The organism is Ruegeria sp. AU67 (assembly GCF_900312795.1).
Classification (GTDB): domain Bacteria; phylum Pseudomonadota; class Alphaproteobacteria; order Rhodobacterales; family Rhodobacteraceae; genus Ruegeria; species Ruegeria atlantica.
This window is the reverse complement of sequence record NZ_OMPH01000007.1, coordinates 23,872-49,028: the sequence shown is the minus strand read 5'-3', so window position 1 is coordinate 49,028 and position 25,157 is coordinate 23,872. Positions and strand designations below refer to the sequence as shown.

Genomic DNA, 25,157 nt, shown 5'->3' with positions numbered 1-25,157 from the left:
AAAGTAGGCGACACAGTGGCCAACCCGGTGACAGGTATGGACACCACTGTCAGCGCACTGATTGTCGACCCGGCCTCGACGCCTACAGCCGGAACAACAGCATTTGTAGAGACAGCAGATGGCTACGTTTTCCTCGTCAAAGATGTTGGGGCCACAATTTACAATTCCGACAATCCTCCGCTTGCCTTTGAAATTGCCTCCATTTCAGGAACAACGGCTCAGATTAGCAATTCAGGGGCAACCGGAACGGCCGGTTTGTCCACTCAGCTGACCCTTGCGCAATACAATAGCAACTTTAATAGCTCTGGCACCCCGGGCGCAGTGACGCCGCCTGAAGACGTTTCAGGGCCAAATGGTGTGAGCCAAGTTATCTATGGTCAGGACGGCAGCAATGGCCGAGACGGTGCGTTGGTTGTACCGCCTAGCTCAGGCGACAGTGGCTCAACTGGACCGACGCAGACAAAGACCCTCAGCAGCGACGTCAACGCGACCAGCAACATCGGGTGGCAGGTAGGTAGCGTCGGTGGTGATGGTGGCAACGGCGGTGATTCATACCTGAGTTTCTGGGACGGGCGCGATGGTGGCGATGGCGGCAAGGGCGGCACCGTGAATGCAACACAGTCCAGCGGCAGCACAATCCAAACATCGGGCAACGACAACGACGGCATTTTCGCATTCAGCCGAAGCGGCAAGGCTGGGAATGGCGGCAGCGGGTTCGCCGCCCCCGGCGGTGGAACCGGCGGGCATTCAGCGGATGGCGGCAATGTGACCGTCACGCAGAGAGGTGAGATTTCGACGTCCGGAGATTCCGCCGATGGTATCTATGCACTGAGCGTTTCGAATAATGGTGGAAATGGCGGCTCGCAGTGGGGCCTGGTAGGATCTTCAGGTGACGGCGGCTATGGCGGCAGCGGCGGTGCTGTGACAGTCAATACCACATCAACCGGCAGCATACTGACAACCGGCGACTATGCGAACGGGATTTATGCACAGTCGATTGGGGGTTCGGGTGGGTCCGCAGGGACCAGCGGCAACCTATTGGTGTCCCTGATCGGCGGTGCCGACAACGGTGGTAACGGCGGGACGGTCACGGTTTCCCATGCTGGCGCTATTGAGACACAGGGCGACTTCTCGCGCGGGATCGTGGCGCAGTCGATTGGTGGTGGCGGCGGTTCCGGCGGCGCAGGGGGCGGGTTGGTTGCGTTGTCTCTGGGTGGTGTCGGATCGAACGGTGGCAGCGGCAGCGCCGTTAGCGTGACGGTTCAGGGCAGCGGCAGCATTCTGACCTCAGGCAAAGGTGCCGATGGTGTCATGGCGCAATCTATTGGCGGCAGTGGTGGAACGGGTGCGAACTCGTACGGGTTGGTCGCAATCGGTGGCACCGGGTCAAGAGGAGGCACAGGAGCTGCAGTAAGCGTCAGTAACTACGGACAAATCCAAACCGGGGGCGACGGCGCGCGCGGAATCATCGCTCAGTCGATTGGCGGCGGTGGCGGCGACGGTGGCTCGTCCGCCGGAATGGTATCCGTTGGCGGAAACGGCAGCGGCGGTGGCGCTGGATCAACTGTGACCATCGTCAATGACGGGATCATTACCACGACCGGAGACGATGCGATGGGCATTCTGGCCCAGTCCATCGGCGGTGGCGGCGGCAATGGCGGTTCTTCCGGAGCGGTCGGCGCATTCGTGGGCGTTGCCATCGGCGGCGATGGCGGGTCCGGAGGCAAAGGCGGCGACGTGAACGTCACATTGTCGAACACCGACAGCAGTCAGCCATCTGCAATTCAAACCTCAGGCGATCGCTCCACTGGTGTGTTCGCACAATCCGTCGGCGGCGGTGGCGGCAATGGCGGCGGCGCTGTTTCAGTAGCGGTCGGTGCCTTTGGCGCGGCTTCGGTCTCGGTTGGTGGCTCGGCCGGCAGTGGCGGCGACGGTGGCGATGTGTCAATCAGCGGCAGCGGGTCTGCATCTGTGCAGACCGGCGGCGACGATGCAATTGGCGTCATGCTGCAATCCGTTGGCGGCGGAGGCGGCAATGGTGGATATGCGGTTTCTGTTGCGGTGTCTGGCGGCCCGGTTTCGGGCTCTTTGGCGGTTGGTGTCGGCGGCGATGGTAGCACGGGTGGCAAAGGCGGCACGGTCACGGTCGGCCAGTTTGACGGCAGTGGCTCTCCGACGGCTGCGGGGTTTGAAGGCACCGTTGTCACAACCGGGAACCGCTCGACCGGTATGCTTTTTCAATCCGTTGGCGGCGGTGGTGGTAATGGCGGATTGGCTGTGGCGGCAACCGGTGGTGCCTCGGCGCTGTTTTCCGGCAATGTCTCGGTTGGTATCGGCGGTGAGGCTGGCAGTGGCGGCGACGGCGGCGATGTGCAGGTCTATACCAAGGCTGACATCACGACGACGGGAACCAGTTCGAGCGCCTTGATCGCGCAATCCGTCGGCGGTGGCGGCGGCAATGGCGGTGGCAGCATCGCAGCCGGTGTCAGCGCGAGCGGCGTGGCGGCAATTGGGATCAACGTGGGTGTTGGCGGAGATGGCGGCGGTGCCGGGATCGGCGGCGACGTCACCCTGATTGCAGGCGGGACAAACATCGAAACCAGCGGAGCGTTTTCCAGCGGTGTTGTCGCACAGTCCGTGGGTGGCGGCGGCGGCAATGGCGGCTACAGCGTCGGCGCGAGCGCCGATATTGGCGGGGCGGCTGCTGGGTCTGTCAGTGTGGGCCTTGGCGGCAAAGCCGGCGGTGGCGGTGACGGCGGCGCAGTAACCGCACAGGTTGACGCAAACGTCACAACGCGGGGCGATGACTCTGGTGCTGTTGTAGTTCAGTCCATCGGCGGCGGTGGCGGCAATGGCGGCTTCAGTGTCGCCGCGGGTCTGGCCGCAGGCGGAGCCGGTGCAGGAACCGTTGGTGTCGGGCTTGGCGGCGAAGGCGGCAGCGGCGGTATCGGCGGCAGCGTGACCGGTGTTCTCGTCAACGGTGATGTCCGCACCGAGGGAATGCGCTCGACCGGTGTTGTGATCCAGTCCATCGGCGGTGGCGGTGGCAACGGCGGTTTCAATGTGACGGCTGGTGTGGCCGCTGGTGGAGCAGGCGCTGGTTCGATTGGTGTCGGACTTGGCGGCGGCGGTGCAACAGGCGGCAATGGCGGCATTGTTGAAGGACAGGTCGTGGGCAACGTGACCACGCTTTCCGACAATTCCAGCGGTGTCGTATTCCAATCTATCGGCGGCGGTGGCGGCAATGGCGGCTTCAACGTAACGGCCGGGGTAGCCGGTGCAGGCGCTGGTGGCGGCGCGGTTACGGTTGGCCTGGGCGGCGACGCGTCCGGCGGTGGGATCGGTCGATTAGTGACCGGTCGGGTTAGCGGAACTGTCAGCACGGCCGGTGCGGATTCAACAGCGGTTTTGGCGCAATCCGTCGGCGGCGGCGGCGGTAATGGAGGCTTTAATGTCAGCGCCTCACTGGCGGGCGCGGGTGTGGGCAGCGGTGCCGTTTCAGTTGGGCTGGGCGGCAGCGGCGGCACAGGTGCAACTGGTGGCACGGTAAATCTGACAACCACGGATGCAATCGTAACGGCTGGGGACAGGTCGTCCGGCGTAGTCGCTCAATCCATTGGCGGCGGCGGCGGCAATGGCGGCTTCAACGTCTCGGGCGCTGGCGCCGGCGCCGGTGTTGGATCCGGCGCAGTTAGCGTGGGGCTTGGCGGCAACGGAGCTGGAGGCGGCGATGGCGGCGCGGTTACGCTGACCTCAGGTGGGACCATCCTGACGCAGGGCGACTCGTCGACGGCGTTTCTAGCCCAATCTATCGGCGGCGGCGGCGGTAACGGCGGATTCAACGTGAGCGCTTCGGTCCAGGGATCTGGCGTTGGCGGGGGTGGAGTCTCGGTTGGCCTTGGTGGCGATGGCGCAGGCGGGGGAGACGGTAACACCGTCATCGCGACGTCCAACAATGCGGTTGAAACCCGTGGTGATCAGTCTTCGGGCGTAGTGGCACAATCCATCGGCGGCGGCGGCGGCAATGGCGGGTTCAACGTCTCGCCGGTTCTGTCGGGTGCTGGTACCGGTAGTGGCGCGGTCAGCGTCGGGTTGGGCGGATCGGGTGATACGGGCGGCGATGGCGGCAACGTGACGCTGACCTCAAATGGCACTATTCTGACCGATGGCTTCGCTTCCAGCGGTTTTGTTGCGCAATCCCTTGGCGGCGGCGGTGGTAACGGCGGCTTTAACGTCTCGCCGACCTTGTCAGGCGCAGGCGTCGGAGCGGGTTCAGTCTCGGTTGGGCTGGGGGGCTCGGGCGGTGGCGGAGGTGACGGCAGCCTGGTGACCGTGAGCACAACGGCCAACGTTGTGACCAAAGGCGATGCTTCAGTTGGTATTCTGGCACAGTCCGTTGGCGGCGGCGGCGGCAATGGTGGCTTCAACATTTCACCTGCATTGGCTGGTGCGGGCACCGGTTCAGGCGCGATCAGCGTCGGTCTGGGCGGATCTGGCGGTGGCGGTGGCAACGGCGGTGTCGTTGGTCTGACGGTTGCGAGTAATGTGCAAACCGAAGGCGCGCAATCAAGCGCGGTTGTTGCCCAGTCCATCGGTGGCGGCGGCGGCAACGGCGGCTTTAATGTCTCTGCATCCGTCGGCGGTGCTGGAACTGGTTCTGGCGCAGCAGCCGTTGGGCTAGGTGGTCGGGGATCTGGCGGAGGCGATGCCTCTGCGGTAACAGCAAACGTGACGGGGAACCTTGTGACGTTGGGCGAAACCTCGACCGGTCTGCTGGCGCAATCCGTCGGCGGCGGTGGTGGTAATGGCGGAATGAACATCTCAGTAGCGGTTGCAGCGGCAGGTACGGGATCGGGTGGCGCATCCGTTGGTCTGGGCGGCGCATCTGGAACGGGAGGCGACGGAGGAACGGCTGAGGCCACTCTGAACGGCAACGTTTCGACGCAAGGGGACGAGTCCGGCGGGTTAATAGTTCAAAGTCTTGGGGGCGGTGGCGGCAACGGCGGCATGAACGTCTCTGCCACAGTCACGGTTGCCGGAACCGGCAGCGGGGGCGCATCTGTTGGGCTTGGCGGCAGCGGTGGCAGCGGCGGTGATTCCAATACGGCCAACGGCACGGTTGTGGGTGATGTCACAACGGCCGGCGATAATTCGGGCGGTGTTTTGGTGCAGTCCGCCGCGGGCGGCGGTGGTAACGGAGGGCTGAATGTCTCTGCGGCCGTGAATTTTTCGGGCACCGGCGGCGGCGCTATTGGCGTTGGCATCGGTGGGTCTGGCGGTGACGGCGGTAATGCAAGTATGGCTACGGGCTCGGTTACCGGAGACGTAACCACAAGCGGCGATAACGCAACTGGGGTTCTGGTTCAGTCCGTCGGAGGCGGCGGTGGCAATGGCGGCGTCAACATTTCAGGCGCCCTCAGCATTGCGCGCACAGGGTCCGGTGCTGCGGGTATCGGAGTGGGCGGCTTTGGCGGTAGTGGCGGTACCAGCGGGGCCGTCGAAAATACGTTCTCGGGCAATGTCAGCACTTCGGGCACACGTTCGGCCGGAATTATTGCCCAAAGCCTCGGCGGCGGCGGCGGTAACGGTGCCACAAATATTTCCGGCGCGATTTCGGTGGCCAGCGACTATTCAGGCGGTCTCGGGATCGGCGTTGGTGGCTTTGGTGGCGACGGTGGTGATGCAAACAATGTAACGCAACAAGTTACCGGCAGTGTTGTAACGACAGGAGACGACTCGGTCGGGATTCTGACGCAAAGCCTTGGCGGCGGCGGCGGCAATGGTGGCACTAACATCTCGGCCGCGTTGTCCCTGTCTCGGTCGGCCAATGCGGCCGTAGGTATCGGCGTAGGCGGCTTTGGCGGCGGCGGCGCAAATGCCGGTGCCCTGGTTCAGTCGACTGTTACGGGCGGTGTTGGCACCGTCGGCGATCGCAGCACAGGTATTCTGACACAGAGCCTCGGCGGCGGTGGCGGCAATGGCGGAACTAACATCTCGGCCTCGTTGGGCATTAGCCAGGAAAACGGCGGCTCGGTCAGTCTGGGCGTGGGTGGCTTCGGGGGCGGGGCCGGTAATGCCGGTGACGTGATCAGCACCCTGCGGTCCAGCACAGATAGCAGTGGCACAACCTCCGTGGTCACAATAGGGGCGGACAGCATCGGTGTCATAGCGCAATCCGTTGGCGGCGGCGGCGGCAATGGCGGCCTCAACGTCTCGGGTGCCGTTAACCTGACAGGTAAATCCGGCGCGGCGGTGACTTTGGGCCTTGGCGGCTTTGGCGGCGGCGGAGGCGATGCTGGGACGATAGTGCTGGATGTGGAAAGTGATGTTGTCACGGCTGGCGATGGATCACATGGCGTGCTTGCGCAGAGCCTCGGTGGTGGTGGCGGCACCGGCGGCGTGAATATCTCTGGTTCTCTGGCGCTGACAAAACCCTCGGGGTCGGACACAATCTTTTCGGTCGCGGCTGGCGTGGGCGGGTTCGGCGGATCGGGTGGCGATGCCAGCGACATCGATCTGGAATATACCGGCAACGTTCAGGCGGTGCCGATGGTCAAGCAATCAGACGGTACATTCGCCGTTGACCAAAGCAAAGGCGCCAGCGGTATCATTGCGCAGTCGCTGGGCGGCGGCGGCGGTAACGGGGGCACCAACGTATCTGGCGGCATAGCGATCAGCGGCAAGCCCGGTGCGGGCCAAGCCGACAGCAGTAAATCTTATGCAGTGGTCGTGGGCGTCGGTGGGTTCGGCGGCGGCGGCGGTGACGCCGGGAATGTCGATGTGAATATCGGAGCAGGCAGCACGATCAAGGCTCATGGAACTGGCCAATCCGGCCTGTTGGCGCAATCCGTAGGCGGCGGTGGCGGCAATGGCGGTCTGAATGTGTCAGGCGGGATCGTGTCCGACAGCTCTCTGATTGTGGGTGTTGGCGGATTTGCCGGTGACGGTGGCAAGGCTGGTGATGTGACGGTCACGTCCCAAGCGGACATCACGGTCACAACGAACCCGGATGACATCTCGATCCCCGATACAACCACATTTGAAGACAAGCTACGCGATTTCCTCGGCGACACGATTGTCGACGATACAGAAGAGATGGTGTCGAACTTTGGTCTCGAACGCCTGTTTATCGATATGGGTGTCTTCAACGAAGAAAAGCCTGACACTGATGGCTCGGCCGGTTTGTTGGCGCAGTCCATCGGCGGTGGCGGCGGCAATGGCGGTCTGAACGTTTCGGGCGGCATTGCGCTAAGCAAGGATGGCAAGATCCCATCGGTCACCTTCGGTGTTGGCGGATTTGGTGGCGACGGAAATGTTTCGGGTGATGTGACCGTTGATCATACCGGTGCTGTGTCCGTGGCAGGCAACTGGAAACACGGCGTTTTGGCCCAGTCCATCGCTGGCGGCGGCGGCAACGGCGCGCTCAACGTGACCGGACAACTGAACTATGGCGACTCCAACAACTCAGACGGCAAAACCGATTTGAGCATCGTGGGTGGTCTGGGCGGCCACGGCGGAATCGGCGCGGATGCCGGTGATGTCCTGGTCACGCAATCCGGCGCTATCTCGACAAACGGGTATCACGCGCGCGGTGTCTTTGCCCAAAGCATCGGCGGCGGCGGTGGAACCGGTGGGATCAATGCGACGTTCGTTGGCACCAAAGACAGCTCACCGATTGCCATGGGCATCGGCGGCTTTGGCGGCGGTGGCGGAGACGCAGGCGATGTCACTGTGGCGCGGGGCACCACTGCTTTGGCGGCAGGGACCATCACAACTGACGGTGTTGGTTCGCATGGCATCGAAGCCTCTAGCATTGGCGGTGGTGGCGGAGATGCCGGCATCAACGCGGTTGTGGGCGTCAGCAAGACCAACGGCAGTCAGAGCAACGGCGGCACCGGCGATTCATCCGACCGCAAAACACCGACCAACACGGGCGTAGATGACTCGGTAATTGCCAATTACAACAACGTGCTAGATGAGCTTGAAGGCAAGGTGAATCCGGCGGATTCTTCTGGCAACAAATCCGGCATGTCGGCGGTTGTCGCCATCGGCGGTGATGCCGGAACTGCAGGGGACGGCGGTACAGTCGATATTGATCACTACGGTGATATCCTCACGAAACAGGACGGCAGTCATGGAATCTTTGGTCAGTCCATTGGCGGCGGCGGCGGAAACGCAGCGCTGAACCTGGCATTTGCCTACGAACTGTCATCGAACCAATCCAACAAAGGTTTTGGTCTTGCTGTAGGCGGCGGCACCGGTGAGGGCGGTATTGGCGGTGCAGTCGATGTGCGAACCACCGGTGATATCTCTACGCTCGGGGCGGATTCACATGGCCTGTTCGCCCAATCCGTTGGCGGCGGAGGCGGCAACGCGGGGTATAACTCTGCCTCGACTTCGGTGGATGGCGGCAACGTCAATATCCAGATCGGTCGGACCGGAGGTACCGGTGGCAGCGGCGGTGATGTTTATGCCAGCTCGGACGGCATCGTCAGCACCGCAGGCGACCGGTCTTACGGGTTCTTTGCCCAATCCATTGGCAACGGCGGCGGCAATTCGTCCTCGATCTCAGCCAGCATCGGTACGCCGAAAACCGGCGACAGCAAAGGCAACAAGGCCAGCGTGTCGGTCGGTTTGGCCGGCGGCACTGGCGGAGCGGCGGGTGACGTAAAATCCGTTATTGCCGGGACCGTGGTAACTCAGGGTGACGACGCCCACGCAGTGTTCGCGCAATCCGTAGGCGGCGGCGGCGGCAACGGCGGCAAGGCCAGCAACTCGGCCGGTGGCGGGATTTCAGCATCACTTTCCATCGGCGGCACCGGAGGCACCGGAGGCGTTGGCGGCAAAGTCGATGTGACAAGCTCTGCGCGGATTTCAACGTCGGGCGAGCGCTCGATCGGCCTGCTGGCGCAATCGGTGGGCGGCGCAGGCGGCACCGGCGGTATGGTGCAGGCGGGCCAGAGTAATTTGGATACGATCAAATCCTTCATTAGCCCATCAACCGTTGGGACGGCAGCTTCGATCAATATCGGGGGCACCGGCGGAGACGGTATGACTTCGGACACAGTTACAGTTGTGAATGATGGCATGGTCACGACTGCCGGCATGATGGCGCATGGTATCTATGCACAATCCGTTGGCGGCGGCGGCGGCATGGGTGGTCTGGTAGAAAACCGTATCATCAACCTTCGCAAAGAGATTGGCAACACGGCGACAATTTCCATTGGCGGCAATGGCGGCACCGGCGCGATGTCTGCGGCAGTTTCGGTCACCAACCGAAAAATAATCGCAACGGAGGGTGACAAATCCATCGGCATTTACGCGCAGTCCGTCGGCGGTGGCGGCGGTGACGCGCAGCAGGTGCGCAACATCATTCTGGGGCGGTCCTCGGACGGGGCGACCACAAACGCCATTCTTATCGGTGGCTCAGGTGGTACCGGCGGCTCTGGCAGCACGGTGACCGTCGTCAACGAAGCGGATGCCAATATTCTTACCACTGGCAAGGAAAGCCACGGTATCTTTGCGCAATCCGTTGGCGGTGGCGGCGGCAACGGTGGTTCCACGATCTCTGTCGACGGGCGCTATGGCGGGTCTGAGGCGTCCACACGGCGAGCCTTGCAATTCGGACTGGGCGGATCGGGTGGCACCGGCGGAACTGGTGGCGACGTCTCGGTTACGAATGCCGGGACGATCTTGACGACCGGTGATGGTGCGCATGGTATCTTCGCGCAGTCCGTAGGTGGCGGTGGCGGCAATGGTGGCAGCTCGATGACCGGGACGCTGCGGTTGAAAACCGGGGACAACAGCTCTCCGACGGCACAGCTGAACATCGGTGGCTCGGGCGGCAGCGGTAATGTCGCAGGCAACGTGCTTGTTACGAACAGCGGTGATATCCGGGTTGATGGCGCAGGTGCGTACGGCATCATGGCACAATCCGTTGGCGGCGGTGGCGGCAATGGCGGGCTGGCTGTTGCGATGGATGTAAATGACCTCAAAAACACCATGACCGGCAAGTCCTACTCGAAGATCGCCATTGGCGGTTCGGGCGGGGATGGCGCAGATGGTGGAGACGTCACGGTCAGCCATACAGGCGCGATTGTCGTAAATGCAGAAAACGGGTTTGGCATCTTTGCGCAATCTGTTGGTGGCGGCGGCGGAAACGCCGGATATTCAGTGTCATCCCCGCTGGTCTCTGCGTTGGATTACACGGTGTCGCAACTGCTTGGTGCGCGCGAGGGTGCCACTGGGTCGGTTGGAACCGTTACCGTCAATTCGACCGGGGACATTCTTGTGAATGGTTCAGGTAGCAAGGCTATTTTCGCTCAGTCCGTGAATGGCGGCGGCGGCAATGTAGAAACTTCGGTTGATTTCACGACCGAGACAGCCAGTGCTGGTGGAACAGGCAGTGTATACATCAGCGACATCTCGTTGGGCGGCGATGAAGTTTCAGACATGGCCGGCAGTCAGGTTATGCAGTCGCATAACGGTAAGATCGCCACGACAAGTGACCGCTCGACCGGCTTGATGCTGCAGAGCGTTGGTGGCGGTGGCGGTACCTCCGCTAACAATATCAATGTTCAGGACGGGGACGGTATCGACATCACCGCACGCTTAGGGGCGATCAACACGGATGACGCTGGCGGCGGCGAGGTCACCGGCAGTCGGACCGGAGACGTGGGCACCGATGGCGCGTTTTCGTCTGCAGGTGCAGCTCAGTCTATCGGAGGCGGGGGTGGCAAACTTGTGCTGAACAGCGCTGGCAACGCGAATACAAACAAAGCTGCTTCGGTGATCCTGGGTTCCGACCCAAGTTTCCGCAATGACGGCGGTGATATCGACCTCTCTCTGGACGGAGACGTTACCACTACGGGTGATCGGTCATTTGGTCAGAGTGTCCAAAGCATTGGCGCGGGTGGCGGCGAGGTCGTTGTCGCTGGACTAGGGCGTTTGGATGTAACTTTGGGTGCGCAAGACGATTCAACCGGTGACGGCGGAACCGTTGACCTTACCAATATCGGGGGCATCACCACCAGCGGTTCTGGGTCTCATGGTTTCGTAATCCAAAGCATAGGTGGCGGCGGCGGCCTCGTCTCTACAGATATGGATGTAAGCCAAATCACAGTGAATCTCTCGCCTGCTAATGGCGGTGACGGTGGTGACATTACGTTCACTCAAAACGGTAATATCGTCACCACTGGTGAAAACGCGATTGGTGTTGTGGCGCAGTCGCTGGGCGGCGGCGGCGGCATGGTGGATTCGGTCTTCCGTGGATCCGCAGGCGGTGTCGGGTCCGGTGGCACCATCGACATGGCGCTGAACGGTAATATCCTGTCCGTGGGCGAAGGCGGTATCGGTGTTCTGGCCCAATCCGAGGGGCGCGACGGATCGGGTGCAATCACACTTGGCTTCGATGGCGTCGTCATGGGCGGGACCGGGCAGGTAGACGCTGTTGCGTCTATCATCGTGGACGGCGGCGCGAACAACGCGCTGACTTTGTCCAAGGACACAGTGCTTCTCGCCGGGAATAACCAGTTGGTGAACGGCGGAAACGGCAATGAACAGATTTCGTTGGCGGGTAAGGCACTGGGCAATCTGGACCTCGGCGCGGGTACCAACGGTCTGACCGTCGAGGAACAGGGCGCCTTTTATGCGCTGGACACGATCAATCTGGGCGCTTCTGGGTTGATGCAAGTGAATGGCGACTTTGTTTTGGGGGCGAACTGGGGTCTGAATACGGACATGACGCCGACTGTTAAGTCGGGTGACTTTGTCTTTACCGGAAACGTCAGCCAAACCACGAACCTGACGGGAAGCCTAGCCTTTGGTGCGACGGCATCCTCGACCCTCGATGTATATTTCCTGACCACGGGTGCATCGGGTGGCAATAGCGATCTGGTTAATGTCAGCGGTGACGCCACAATGGGCGGCACACTGACACCACAGCTCAATACGCTTCAACGGGCGTTGCCTCTGGTCATCGTCAACCCGAATGGGACAGCTGTGGATGCGGGCACGACGATTCAGGACACTGTAGTGTTGGATTACTCGATTGGCTTGAACGGCTCGACATCGGACGGCAGTTCGATTGACCTGGTGATAACTCCGGACTATTCGACCGCGAATATGAACGCGAACGAGGCGGCCGTTGGCGACTACATCAATCAGGTGCTGAACGGGCAGGGTTCGGCGGCGCAAGGTGAGTTGTTCGCCCTGATCGGGAATATGACCTCCGAAGCTGACGTTATCGCGGCAATTGGTGCATTCACTGTGGCCGATTATGCCGCGGATGCGGTAGATGCCTACTACGGTACCCGGGTATTCGCAGACGCACTGCATAATTGCGAGCGGTTTACCGATTACCAAGCCGGAGACGATCCACGCAATTGTGTCTGGTTCTCCGGAGGAAGGTCCTTCTACGACCGTGACCAGACCGGTATCTACGATGAGTTGGACATCAACAATACCAACCTGTCTGCCGGTGTCCGTTTGCCGGTTGGGGATGAGCTCTATGCCGGTTTCGCGTTGGGTCACGACCAAATAAGCCTTCGGAATGGATCGCAGTACAATGCGACCGGTGACCGGTTCAATCTGGGTGCTTCGCTGACCAAATACACCGGCCCGTGGGAGTTCGCGGCCATGCTGTCAGCCGGTTGGTCAGACTATGACACAGACCGGTCGGGTGGGATCAGTGGTGTGCTGCCCAACGGAAACGTGGTTAACACCGTTGGCGTCAGTTCGATCAAGCACAAGATGAACCAGCAGAACCTGCGGTTGAGTTTTGCCTATGACCACAGATTTGCCGGTGGCAGTTCCTATCTGCGACCCGAGATCGCTGTTGATGCCACCCGTCTGGCGACGGAAAGCAACGGCGATGCAACCCTTTCGGGGATCGTCCTGCAGGATGATAGCGAGATGATCTATTCCCTGACCCCATCGCTTGAGATCGGGACAGAACAGATTCTCAGCGCCTCTCAAAAACTACGCGTAAGCTTCCGCGCCGGCGCCATCATCTCGTCGAACGACACAGTATCAGTAAGCGCCGGTTTTGCAGGTGCAAGCGCAGCCGATGGCGGGTTTACGAATACCAGCTTTATCGGAGACGCTCATGGACTGGTTTCGGCGCGATTGGGGCTGTTTGCGTTGGATGACAGCAGCTTTATCAATCTGAGCCTGGACCATATGTTCGGGGACTCAACCAAGGCTCTCCAGGTTGGTCTGGGCCTTGGGGTGCAATTTTGAGCAATGAGGGACGGCAGTATGAAAATTTGGCTTGGCGCGCTAGGAATCTCACTGGGTTTGACACACCCTCTTGCCGCGCAGCAGAACGGCACACTCCCGTGGTCGGTAAATTGTGGAAATCCGGGCAACGGAACCGAGCTGGTCTGTGAAATGACCCAGAGTATTGTTTTGACCGAAAACAATCAGAGGCTTACCTCCGTTGCGTTCGTGAAGCCTGCGGGGAAAGATGAGACCGAAACCGTGCTTACCTTGCCGTTTGGCCTGCTTTTTTCCGAGGGGCTGATCGCGAAAGTCGATGACGCCAAAGTTGCGCGTCTGGAATTTCTGACTTGCGAGGCTCAAGGCTGCTTTGCCCGTTCGCCTGTCTCGTCCGAATGGATGTCTGCGATGCGGGCTGGAAGCCAATTGACGATCGAAAGTAAAAATACCGCAGGAGACCCGATCTCCTTTGGTTTTGATCTGACGGGGTTCAGCAGGGTATCCGATCTTCTGCCATGACGGCTGTTTTTATGGGCATGGCCGACTTTCGGGGTATCGTCATGTTAACTCCCCGCCAACAAAGAAGTCCTGATGTTTGCATTTCAAGTAGCTCTAGTTGTTTGATGGTGTGATCTTTTGAGGAATGGAAGGCAGCACTAGGGGACAAGTTCGTTATGGTCGCAAAATGACCACGCACGCGGGTAGAACATCAATCCAGCAATCTCGGAGTTGAGCTGGGAACTGGGCATCAATCCTAAGACGGTTGCTAAGTGGCGCAAGTGGTAGATTGTCGAGGATCAGAAAACCGACCCCAAAGAGCTACTTCAACCGTTCCCAGCAAAGTTTAAGAAGCCATGGTTGTAGCGTTTCGGCGGCGCGCCCTGCTGCTGTAGGCCGATTGTCTGCGCGCCTCACAGCCGCTGATCCCGCACTTTTCTGCATCGTTGTCTTCAGCATCAATGCGTTTCACAGCTATTTGATATGAGGGTGACAAACCCAAGCGTCAGAAGTTCAAACAGTGAGCCCGTGAAGGTGCCATTGGTCCGAACCCAATGGCGAGCTAAGCTTCATTGCTTGATCGTAGTTATCGCTAATGAATAGATATTGAGAGATTTTGGTAGCGGAGGAGGGACTTGAACCCCCGACACGCGGATTATGATTCCGCTGCTCTAACCAACTGAGCTACTCCGCCATGAGTGAGAGGCGATTTAAGCGAGGGGCCGGAAAGGGTCAAGGGGGAAACACCGCCTTACGGAGATTATTTTTGCCCCGATCAATCTGCTTTGGTTGCCTGTTGTGCAGCGACCCCAGCAGTATCAGCAATTCTACGAATGAAGACCGCGCAGGCGTCGGGTGCGGTGATCGGGATCATATGGCCCAACCCTTCGATCTTTTCGTCGCTCAGCCCGAACCGGGCCATGGGGGCACCGTTGGCGGTGGGTGAAAGTATGGTGTCTTGTGCCCCGTACAGAATGCCGCCGGGTACGGACAAGTCGGTATAGCGGTCTACCTGGGCTCCGATACTTTCATCCACCCCTACAACATCCTGCGACGCGGTAATGAAGGCCGAAGGGCGCAACCCCAGCGCACCGCCGGCGCGGTCCAGAAAGTCATCTGGCGCGGGTTCCGGATAGAAAACGGCTCCCAATGTATGCGGGGCGGTCTTAGCCGATATGGGGACAGCGATCGTGTTGCCGATAAAGTTGCGCAACCACTCGGTACGTATTTCCAGCGGTTTGAAAACTTGCGGCGTATTCGACAGCTTTTGCGTCAACGGGGCGAGCAAAGCGAGCGCTTTGGTTTTCTCCGGGTGTTCCAACGCCATGGCCAGCGATACGGCCCCGCCCAATGAGTGTCCGACCAGAACGGCGTTGGAAATGCCTTTGGTGTCCAGAAACTCCTGAATCATGCGGGCCTGTTCGGGCAGGCGCCCAAGATCGGCGCTATCGCGGGTTGAGTATCCGCAGCCAGGGCGGTCGAGTGCGATGATGTGATAGTCATCCGCCAACAGGTCCATCAGAGAATAGGTGAAATGCTGCAGTTGCCCCGCAAGACCGTGGATCATGATGACTGTCTGCTTAGTGGGGTCGCCCTTTTCCACGTAATGAATGCTGCCGCCGCGCACCGGGACAATCTGTCCAAGTTGCGGGACGCGCTTCAATCCCTGCCGGGTCAGTCGCCGGGTCCACAGGTTCATGCCGACAAAGAAGCCGCCGATCAGAAGGGCGATAAATAGAATTGTGGTCATCTCATCACTTTCCGCCTGAGGGTGTCACGGGGACCGATCCCGCCCGACTGATGTACCACATTCCCCTTTAAATGCAAGCCTATGCCCTTTACACTACAGACTGAGGGCGACACAAATACGCTCTCCGGTGCGCCATATGCGCGCCACAGGCCAAACGATGATGAGACGGAAGCACGATGACAGATATCAGACAGACCGCGCCCGTAGCACGCCTCAGACCCAAACCGGCAGACCCGGTCAAACTCACGACCCAGCGCGTGTCCAGGCTGCAGCCCCGCGCCAAGCCGTATGATGTGCGGGATGCCCAGACACCGGGCCTGATTGTCCGCGTCCAGCCAAGCGGGAATGCGTCGTACTACGTGAAATCCCGTGTTGGGCCCGGTCGGGGCGCTGTCGCCCGCAACGTGCGGATTGGGTCGGTTGACGCGGTGTCGCTGGCCGATGCGCGCAATGAGGCGCTGCGGTTGCTGGCCGAGATGCGGCGGGGCATAGACCCAACGGACAAAACCGAAGCGCTGACCCTCTCTCAGCTCATTGACGCATACGCCCAACGCTTGGCGCAACGGGGCGTCGTAAAGCGCAAAGACGTGGTGTCCTGCCTGCGTCGCAACCTCAGGCGATACCTGCCCCGCCCTGCGCAGGGGCTGACACGGGTGCAGATTGTGGGTGCAATGAATGACCTTGAGGCGCGTGGCCTGCAGTCCGAATATCTGCGCAAATGCGTGTCCGGCTTGCTGACATGGGCCGCAAATGATGGATATCTGCCCGCCAATGTGATTGCCGGATATCGCAAGGAACAGGACACACGGGCGCAGAAACTCAACACGCGGGGCAAGGTGACATTCACCAGCGCCGAGGAAATCAGGGGGTTCTGGAGTGCGACGGGCCAGATGACAAACACGATGTATCGAGATCTGTTGCGGTTCATGCTGCTGACCGGACAGAGGCGCAGTGAAACAGCGTGGATGACGTGGTCGGACATATCCGGCGACGTCTGGACTGTCCCGGCAGAGCTGCACAAGATGGGGCAGGCGGTGCGTGTTCCGCTGGGGCCGATGGCGCTGGACTTGCTGGATGCGCAACCAAGGCACGCTGGAACGGACTTGGTGTTTCCCGGTCGGAACGGCAAGCGCATCGGTGGATTTAGCCACATCATGAATGAGCTACGCCCGGCGCTGGGCAATCCGGGGTTTGGGTTTCATGCGCTGCGCAGGACGTACCGCACGGGGCTTGAGGAACTTGGCGTCCGGGAACGCGTGTGTGAGCTGATGATTGGACACGTCCGGCCTGACCTGATGGGCCGGTATTCAGCTGCGGACCTGTGGGAAATGCGGTTTGAGGCGCAGGCGCTATGGGAAGCGCACATTGCGGAGGTGGTCGCATGAAGCCCGACCGTATCACAATGGAACTGCCGACCACGTTTGACGGGCGGCGCGTTGGGGCAGCATATCTGCGCTATCGGGTGGCGCTGGTTATGGCCTCGCAATGCCCTGATGAGGATCTGCGCCGCAGTACAGCCCTGACCGCAACCATTGCATACATGCAGGAAGCGCACCCTGAATTGCAACGGGGCCATGACCTCGCCCCGCTGCTACGTCTGCGTGATGAAATTCTGCACGCTGAAATCACGTCTTTGACCCGCGACCCGGGCAAAGGACAGCCCCCGGTTTCGCTGGGGGAAGCCACGGTACGATGCGCAGCAATTGCCTGTGTGGAATTCCTGCGCGATGGCAAGGCGCACGGTCAGGCGCTGTCTGCCGCCAAGGCACGGGATGAGGTGGCAACCATACTCCGCAGCACGGGCAGAACGGACGGGGCAGAACGCGTGCGAAAATGGGAACACAAATGGTTGCCGGGACAGTACATCGCGCCCGACGAGGGGCTTGCCAGCGAGACAGACCCGAGACACTCGGTCGACGCGTTGGGGGAAGCGCTGCGCAAGCAACACAATCCGATGCAATCCCCATCGCTGACAGCACGGGAATTCCTGCGGGACACGGTGCAAAGTTACGCGCCAAGCCCAAAGCGAAGGAAATAGCGCAGTAAAATCATGGGGGTGGCAAATAGTCCCTTTGCCCCCCCACCAAAGTACCCGAACATCTGTGGCACCTGTGGTGGTGGAAGTTTTCACATCACATACGGGCAAATCAAATGTCGGAATTCACACACATCAAGCAACCTGTCCTTGCCGCAGCTGGCGGGATGATTGAGCTCGATGTCCTGTACTCATCGCAGGATCTCGCGGCCATTCTCGGCGTCAGCACCCGCAGCGTTGAACGCTGGCGCAAGGACGGACGCGGACCGAGAGTTACACGCCTGTATACCAACGCACCGCCCAAGTATCGCGGCAAGTGCATCGCCGCTACTAGGCTGGAGGCGTGGAAGCAAGCAAAGCGGTCATTGTTTAGGTCCTATTATCTGCAAGGGTGCCGTCGCATGCCGAGGCGGTCTCTCTCCTAATCCAGCCCGTTTTCTTGAACAGAAAGCCGTATGGAAAGGATTCTCGTCGTCGGCGTATCGGCCTCCCAGGTACCAGCCGGGGTGATCGTCCAACGGCGGCCGACCTGCTGGTACAGATGCCGCGTGTCCGGTTCACCTTCCAGCGCCACAAATCCCTTCGCACGGATTGCGGACGACAAGAAGTCATTCGCAACTGCTTGCAGCTCCTGTCGCGTAATTGGCTCAGCGCTCTCCCAAACTGCGCTCACATAGCCTTCATCGTGATCGACATTGGATTCGGACTCTTCACGCATGACGTGGTTCTCTACCCTCCGCGTCACACCGAACAGCACCTCTACTGGCAAATCGGCATAGCTAGTCTCAATGACAGGCGTTCCAGGCGCCTTCTCGGCCAGCACTGTTCTGGATTTGGCAGTGCGCGCAGCGTCGGCTAGGTCTGTCTTATTGAGCACGATCAAGTCGGCCTGACGCAGTTGCGCAGCTACAGCGCGACCAATGTATTTGTTCTTAACCTGGTCAGGCAATTGATCGGCATCGGCGAGTATTATCACGCCGTCAAGTGGCAATTGGAAGGCGGATGCATTTCGAGCAACCTTGCCGGGTTCGGCAACGCCCGAGGCTTCAATTGCAATGTGGTCAAACTCATCCCTTCTTTTTAGGATCTGAGCGATGGCGACAGCCGTGCCATCTGCCGCTGAGCAGCAAATGCATCCGTTCGTCAACGCAATCGTATCCCCAGAATGCTCGGCGATCAGGCTAGCATCAACATTTAGCGCGCCGAAGTCGTTTACGATGACAGCGATTCGACGCCCGTGGTCGCCAGTAAGCATCCGATTAAGGAGTGTTGTCTTGCCCGCACCAAGGTACCCGCCAAGAACGGTAAGAGGCAGTTTCACGCTGGCCGCCTCCAGACACTTTCACCTTCTTTGAAGGTTTCGAGTACCTCAAGCTCCATGAGAGCATCAGTTTCAACCTCCAGCGGATTGCGATCGAGAACAACAAAATCAGCCAGCTTGCCCGGTGCAATGGAGCCTTTCGTATCTTCTTCGAAGATCTGCCACGCAGCGTCGATCGTCATAGCGCGAAGCGCCGTCATTATGTCCACCCGCTGGTCTTCGCCGACAACAACGCCTGTACGAGTGCGGCGCGTGATTGATGAATGCATCATTCTCAGGGGATCCATAGGCGTCACAGAGAAGTCTGAGTGGTTGGAGAAACGGATACTTTTTTCCTGCGCCGATACCATGGGGCTCATGAATCCTGCGCGCTCAGGCCCGGTGTTCGCGATGTGCACATCGCCCCAGAAGAAGGTGTGCAAAGTGAAGAACGAGGGTGTCAGGCCGAGTTCGACGTAGGAGTCTAGCTGATCGGGTCGCATGAATTGCGAGTGAATGACACAATCCCGTCGATCATCTGACGCGCTGACACCGGCATCACGGATCGCGTCAACAATCATGTCGATTGCCGCGTCACCATTGGCGTGGGTGAATGTCTGGATGCCTTTGCTGACAAACTCCGCCACTACCGGAGCAACAACTTCCGGTGGGAAAAGCGGAAAACCAACATAATCGTCTTCGCCCTCCGGCCCTCCGGTAAGCAGCGGTTCACTCCAGAATGCTGTCTTGCCCTGCGGAGACCCGTCGAGCGGGATCTTTACGCCCTGCAATTTCAACCGGTTGCGATATGTGCCAAAGGCGAGTGCGGCCGTATCTGGAAGTTCCATGGGACCACCCTGAAAATTCGGGGCATACTCTGCAATCAGGGCTGGGAATTCGATCACAAGTGGCAAAGCAACAATATCGATCTTAAACCGGTCTTCATCAGCAGCCCTTATGAGGAACTCAAGGTCGGCCTTATGTGTTGCGCCCTCCTGAGCTGTCGTCACGCCGCGCGACGCATAAATGTCTTGCGCCGCATCCAGCGTGTCGAGAAGTTCTTGCTCGGACGGCTTGGGCAGCTCAGCGAAGATCGGCAGAAACGCTGTCTCCATCAGAAGCCCATCCGGCTCGTTTGAGCCGTCTTTACGCAAAATGAGGCCCCCGTCAGGGGTTGGGGTCGTTTCATCCATGCCGAAGATTTCGAACCCGCGAGAGTTCATTACGCAACCGTGGTTCGACACGTGGATCAACATAACTGGGTTGTCGGGAAAATGCGGATCGAGATCATCGCGCGACAGCTCTCTGCCGTCTGTGATCACGTTCACATCATAGCCATAGCCAATGATCCACTCGCCTGGAGCCGGCTGAACACTATCAACGTATTTTTGGATTTCAGAAACAATGTCAGCGATTGAGCCGACCGGGCCAACAGGCTCGCCAGACACGTTCACCCATCGCACAATCTGCGGCGCGTTCATGAAGTGGCCGTGGCTATCAACAAAACCGGGAAGCAAAGTTGCTCCCTGCAGGTCGACTCGTTCTGTTGACTCCGTGGCAAGCGCCATGATGTCGGTTTCGGATCCAACTGCTACGATACGTCCGCCCGCGACAGCGACCGCTTCCGCGATGGGCTCGGCGTCCTCGACGGTCAAAATTGTACCTCCGAAAAAAATCTTGGTTAGAGTGGCGCCCGTCTGTGCCCGAGCTTCACGGGGAAGCCCAAATGGAGATGCTGCAAACAGCGCAGCGGCCGAACCAGTTTTGACCACGTGACGACGCGAAGGATAAGTGATGTTGGATGATGCCATTCGTTGAATTCCTGACCTTGGTATTTTTGAAATAATAGCCTGACTGCGCGACATTCCAAGCGGCACTTGTTTTGAGCATCGATACCGTCGTGCAAGGTGGTCGGCGCGTCAACTTTTAACGCACCATCGTCAGCGCCGCTGCGCACCACACCCGTGATTGACGCGCTGAGAGAAGGGAATTCGGGCGAGCCATCCCACATGCTTGTGCTGGCAAAAATGGTCCGCGCAGGACTCGAGCCGGAAAACATATAAAATGTTCTGACTGGCTCGGCTCGACGTTTGTTTTTGGTTCTCGGCGATGCGATTCCGCGCTTACAGCAAAGGACCGCTTTCTGCCCTTCGCGACGGATGCTGCACCATTCATCAACGGAAACTTTGGGCTCGCTGCAGTCATTCACCGAATTTTGGTGACTGCCTGCTATGTAGCGGAAAGCAGTCCTTCATCGCTAGAAATTCGAACTTTGGCTCTCAATGACCGCTTTCACCAGCACCAGACGTTCGCTGCAGTCATAACGAGTGTCTCAGTTGCGGACAAAGTGAGCTTTCGCTGCAGTTACGTGAATGTCCGCTCCAGTGAAAGAGCTCTTCTTGAGCTGGTTACAAGTTGTTTCACGATAGATCCTGAATTCGTCTAGGCATTTGCGGTCATAGGATTGGCAATCTGTGAAATACGTTGGAACTTCTTCCTGTAAGCGGCGGGAGACAGGCCAACTCCACGTTTGAACACCCGTCTGAACGATGCGGGATCTTCATAACCAACCAATACGCCAACTTCATCGACAAGCTGTTCGTCGGTCTCCAGCATCTGTTTGGCCTCTTCAATCCGAAGGGCCTGCACATACTCTATCGGCGCAAATCCCGTCGCCGCCTTGAACCGGCGGGAAAATGTTCGGGCGTTCAGGCCAGAACGCGCCACCATTTGTTCAACCGGCTTGGCAACTTCGTAGTTTTCGGCAATCCATGTCTGACAGTCGGATATTTGCGCATCGGATGTTTCCATCGGCCGGGTCATCACAGCATAGGGGGATTGTCCTTCAGAATGTCCACTTATTAGGAACACTTTCGCGGTTTCAATCGCGTGCTGGTATCCGCAAAGTTTGGCAATCAGATAAACGGTAAGATCATGCCACGCGCTTACGCCGCCTGCTGTCACGATCCCGTCAGCTTCTTCTGTTAAGCACAAGATGCTTTCATTGCGAAAGGAAACATTGGGATAGTGGCGCTGAAACATGTCACGATATGCCCAATGGGCTGTTGCCTCTCGGCCATCCAGCATTCCACCTTCGGCAAGCAAGAGCGAACCTGAACAAACAGAAGTTACAAGCGCGCCATTGTCATGAACTTTCCGCAGCCAAGCAATTTCGCGCGGATAGCGCCCCTTTGGGACGTCATAAATCGAAGTATACATATCGCAAACAACAACAGCGTCGGGCGTGGCCTCGTCGTCGGCCGCCATATGCGGCTCAACTGGAATATTGCCCAGACAGTGAAATGGTTTCCCGTCCGCTGATGCAATCTTGATATCCAAAACTTCATTTCCCGGCGTTCCGGCCAACATGTCGGAATAGACAGCCCCAACCGAGGCCAGCACATCGTACAACCCGTACAATACTGAGGCTGAAGTTTCTGGCGCTGCCAGCAACACAATCAGGGGGTTCTTTTCTTGGCCCATTAGGCTCTCCTGTCCATTTCAGCACGGTTTTGACACGTTTGCCGTGGTCATTTGTCCAGTATGCCTTGGCGGCGTCCATATTGCCACTTCTTGCGCTAGGAGGAGTTGGGGTAGCCTGAAAAAAATCAATAGGGGTGATTACGATGAACAACTTATCCAACATGTTAGATACGCACTCACTTGAGTTTAGTGGTAATTTGATTGGCCCGGATGATAACCGGTTTAATGGTGCCCGTGCGGTTTGGAATGCGATGATAGATCGCCGACCTGCCGTCATTGCCCAGTGCAAATCTGCATCCGATGTCCAAGCGGCTGTGAAGCTCGCCGTCGCCCAGGATTTACCGATTTCGATTAAGGGCGGCGGACACAACGTAGCTGGGCACGCGGTATGTGACGGTGGCGTGATGATCGACCTTTCCGGGATGCGCGGTGTTGAAGTCGACCCAACCGCTCGTTTGGCCAAAGTTCAAGGTGGCGCATTGTGGCGTGATGTAGATACGGCGACACAAGAACATGGGCTTGCCACGCCGGGTGGTTTGATTTCTGACACCGGTGTGGCTGGGCTTACGCTGTCTGGCGGCATTGGCTGGCTGCGCGCCAAACACGGGCTTTCTGTCGATAACCTGGTTGCGGCTGATGTAGTGACCGCTGACGGGTCATTGGTGCGCGCCAGCACTGACGAAAACCCAGATCTATTGTGGGCGCTGCAAGGTGGCGGCGGCAATTTTGGCGTCGTTGTTAACTTTGAATTTTCCCTGCACCCTATGGGCCCGGAAGTTATGTTTACCGCACCAATTTATTTGTTGGAAGACGGTCCAGAACCAATCCGGGCTTGGCGAGACTTTTTAGCAAAACACGGGGACAAGGTTGGTTCCCTGTGCGAGTTTTCAACGGCAGGCGGCGAAGAATTTCCGGAAGAACACTGGGGCAAACGGGTCTTTACCCTTGCATGTATTTACAACGGAGACGCAGCCGAGGGTGAAGCGCTGACCCAGCCCCTTCGTGAACTTGGCGAATTGTCAACGGATTTCTCCGGACGGATGAACTACTGCGATGTGCAGCAGTTGTTTGATACTCTGGTGCCCGCCGGAGATTTCCGGTGTTATTGGAAGGCGCGCTATCTCAGCGAATTGTCAGATGAAATGATCGACCTGGCAATTTCTAATGCATTGGCGGCCCCATCAGACAATTCGATTTCATCGCTTTGGAATTTTGGCGGTGCAACAGCAAGGGTCGCCGCCGCTGACACCGCATTCGGCGATCGTTCTTTTGGCTGGATGTATTCGCTTGATGGAATTTGGTCAGACCCGGCAGACGACGTCGCTAACATTGCCTGGTCACGTGACGGCTGGTCCAACTCCGAACGCTTTGGTCATCATGGGCGCGTTTACCTAAACTTTGCGGGCCATGGCGAGGACAACGCGGAACTGACGCAGACAAGTTTCGGCCCGAACTATAAGCGGCTTGTCGAGATCAAAACAAAATACGACCCGCAAAACCGGTTCCAGTTTAATCAGAACATTGCACCTGAGACATAGGGCCAGCGAAGCATTTTGAAAGGAGCAAGACTTGTCTCAACCTGCACCCAGATTGCCACATCAGACGGATGACATCTTCTTAACCGATGGCGGAACCGAGACATGGCTTATGTACAAACGCGGCTTCGAGCTTCCGGAATTCAGCGCATTCCACTTGCTGAATGATCAACGGTCCGCAGCTGCGCTGCGGGAATATTACACCGCCTTCGCCAATATCGCAGTGAAGTTTGGAACGCCCTTCATCTTTGACAGCCTGACTTATCGCGCCAGTCGTGATTGGGGCGAGTTGCTTGGATATTCCACCGAGGGTCTGGCCGAGATGAACCACAAGTGCTTCAAGCTTTACCGTGAGTGCGCCGCTGACGCTGGTTTGACAGCTGAAAACACCGTTATCAGTGGCTGCATCGGGCCGAAAGGTGATGCCTATCAAACGAACAATGGCCTTTCTGCCGAGCGTGCCGAATTCTACCATAGCGAACAGATTGAGACGTTCAAAGCCGCCGGGGCCGATATCGTCACGGCACTAACCCTGAACACAACAGACGAGGCAATTGGTATTGCAAAGGCTTCAGCCCGAGCAGGCATCCCGTCGGTGATTTCCTTTACGATTGAGAAAGACCGCAAACTGCGCAGCGGTGAAACGCTGAAACAAGCGATTGAAGTGGTCGATGCCGCAACGTCAAACGCTCCGGCCTATTACATGATCAACTGCTCGCATCCGGTCGATTTTGGCCCTGCACTGGCCAGCGAGCCTTGGGCGAACCGTATCCGTGGACTTCGGGCCAACGCGTCGTCCTTGGATCATGGTACCTTGTGCCAGTTGGGCCATCTTGAAGAGGGCGATCCCGATGAATTGGCGTGCCAATACGTTAATATCAGGGCCGCACATCCGACAATGAATGTTTTTGGCGGGTGTTGCGGCACCGATTATGTCCATGTCGAGAAAATCGGGCGAGCCATGTTGGCCGCAGAGTAAGCGATCCGCACCAACGAACTTGCCACGTTAGCTGCCATTCGAAGCTAGCGCAGCATTCGTTTCTATGGGCTCAAAGCAGCTGTTCGCTGCAGGCTGCCTGAACGTCCGCTTTGCTGCCAGTGAGCAGATTTTGTATTTATAGGTCCAGAGCCTAGGGTGGGAAGTGCCAGCTTCAATTCCCTTCGATGATACCGCGTGACCACAGGTCAAGCATATAACGACAGAGTGAAAGTCACGAGCTAACCTTGATGGCTCTGTTTGAGCAAATCCACGCCGCCTCCGTTGCAAGTTTTCGCCACGTAAACTTGCGCAGACTATTCAACGCGAGATGTTTGGTCTATCGCGATCGAAAGCATTTT

General features: G+C 58.7%; 10 protein-coding genes and 1 tRNA gene. 6 read left to right on the top strand and 5 right to left on the bottom strand.

The window, feature by feature from the left end; all coding sequences use genetic code 11:
- Window positions 1–36 precede the first annotated feature (36 nt).
- Together DK510_RS02560 and DK510_RS02555 are read left to right on the top strand one after the other, a co-directional pair.
- On the top strand, window positions 37–13,239 hold the full coding sequence (locus DK510_RS02560; RefSeq protein WP_109310784.1) for an autotransporter outer membrane beta-barrel domain-containing protein: 13,203 nt from the start codon (window positions 37–39) through the stop codon (window positions 13,237–13,239).
- Window positions 13,240–13,257: 18 nt separating this feature from the next.
- Window positions 13,258–13,737, top strand: a complete 480-nt coding sequence (locus DK510_RS02555) for an invasion associated locus B family protein (protein ID WP_160116427.1) — start codon at window positions 13,258–13,260, stop codon at window positions 13,735–13,737.
- Between the two features lie 596 nt (window positions 13,738–14,333).
- Here DK510_RS02555 and DK510_RS02550 read toward each other — a convergent pair.
- Together DK510_RS02550 and DK510_RS02545 are read right to left on the bottom strand one after the other, a co-directional pair.
- Window positions 14,334–14,410 (bottom strand) — tRNA-Met (locus tag DK510_RS02550).
- Between the two features lie 81 nt (window positions 14,411–14,491).
- A complete protein-coding gene (locus DK510_RS02545) occupies window positions 14,492–15,466 on the bottom strand; it encodes an alpha/beta fold hydrolase (RefSeq protein WP_109310782.1) in 975 nt (324 codons plus the stop codon).
- Window positions 15,467–15,642: 176 nt separating this feature from the next.
- Here DK510_RS02545 and DK510_RS02540 point away from each other — a divergent pair, with 176 nt between their 5' ends.
- Both DK510_RS02540 and DK510_RS02535 read left to right on the top strand, forming a co-directional pair.
- Window positions 15,643–16,851 (top strand): site-specific integrase, encoded by a 1,209-nt coding sequence (locus DK510_RS02540; protein WP_109310781.1) that lies wholly within the window; start codon window positions 15,643–15,645, stop codon window positions 16,849–16,851.
- Window positions 16,848–17,504 carry a hypothetical protein gene (locus DK510_RS02535; RefSeq protein ID WP_109310780.1) on the top strand — a complete coding sequence of 219 codons (657 nt, stop codon included), beginning with the start codon at window positions 16,848–16,850 and terminating at the stop codon, window positions 17,502–17,504. Before DK510_RS02540 ends, DK510_RS02535 begins: the two co-directional genes overlap by 4 nt.
- Window positions 17,505–17,922: 418 nt before the next feature.
- Here the strand turns inward: DK510_RS02535 and DK510_RS02525 are convergent, their stop codons facing one another.
- The 3 genes from DK510_RS02525 to DK510_RS02515 all read right to left on the bottom strand — a co-directional run bounded on the left by DK510_RS02525 (window position 17,923) and on the right by DK510_RS02515 (window position 22,284).
- Entirely contained in the window at window positions 17,923–18,822 is a 900-nt protein-coding gene (locus tag DK510_RS02525) for a GTP-binding protein (RefSeq protein WP_109310778.1), read from the bottom strand.
- Complete coding sequence (locus DK510_RS02520; RefSeq protein ID WP_109310777.1) at window positions 18,819–20,612, bottom strand: amidohydrolase; 1,794 nt, start codon at window positions 20,610–20,612, stop codon at window positions 18,819–18,821. Before DK510_RS02520 ends, DK510_RS02525 begins: the two co-directional genes overlap by 4 nt.
- A 631-nt stretch (window positions 20,613–21,243) precedes the next feature.
- The gene (locus DK510_RS02515) at window positions 21,244–22,284 is read right to left on the bottom strand and encodes a GlxA family transcriptional regulator (RefSeq protein ID WP_109310776.1); all 1,041 of its coding nucleotides are present in this window, start codon (window positions 22,282–22,284) and stop codon (window positions 21,244–21,246) included.
- A gap of 143 nt (window positions 22,285–22,427) precedes the next feature.
- Between DK510_RS02515 and DK510_RS02510 the strand changes: the two genes are divergently transcribed.
- Both DK510_RS02510 and DK510_RS02505 read left to right on the top strand, forming a co-directional pair.
- Window positions 22,428–23,822, top strand: a complete 1,395-nt coding sequence (locus tag DK510_RS02510) for an FAD-binding oxidoreductase (RefSeq protein WP_109310775.1) — start codon at window positions 22,428–22,430, stop codon at window positions 23,820–23,822.
- A gap of 31 nt (window positions 23,823–23,853) precedes the next feature.
- Entirely contained in the window at window positions 23,854–24,798 is a 945-nt protein-coding gene (locus tag DK510_RS02505; RefSeq protein WP_109310774.1) for a homocysteine S-methyltransferase family protein, read from the top strand.
- Window positions 24,799–25,157 lie beyond the last annotated feature (359 nt).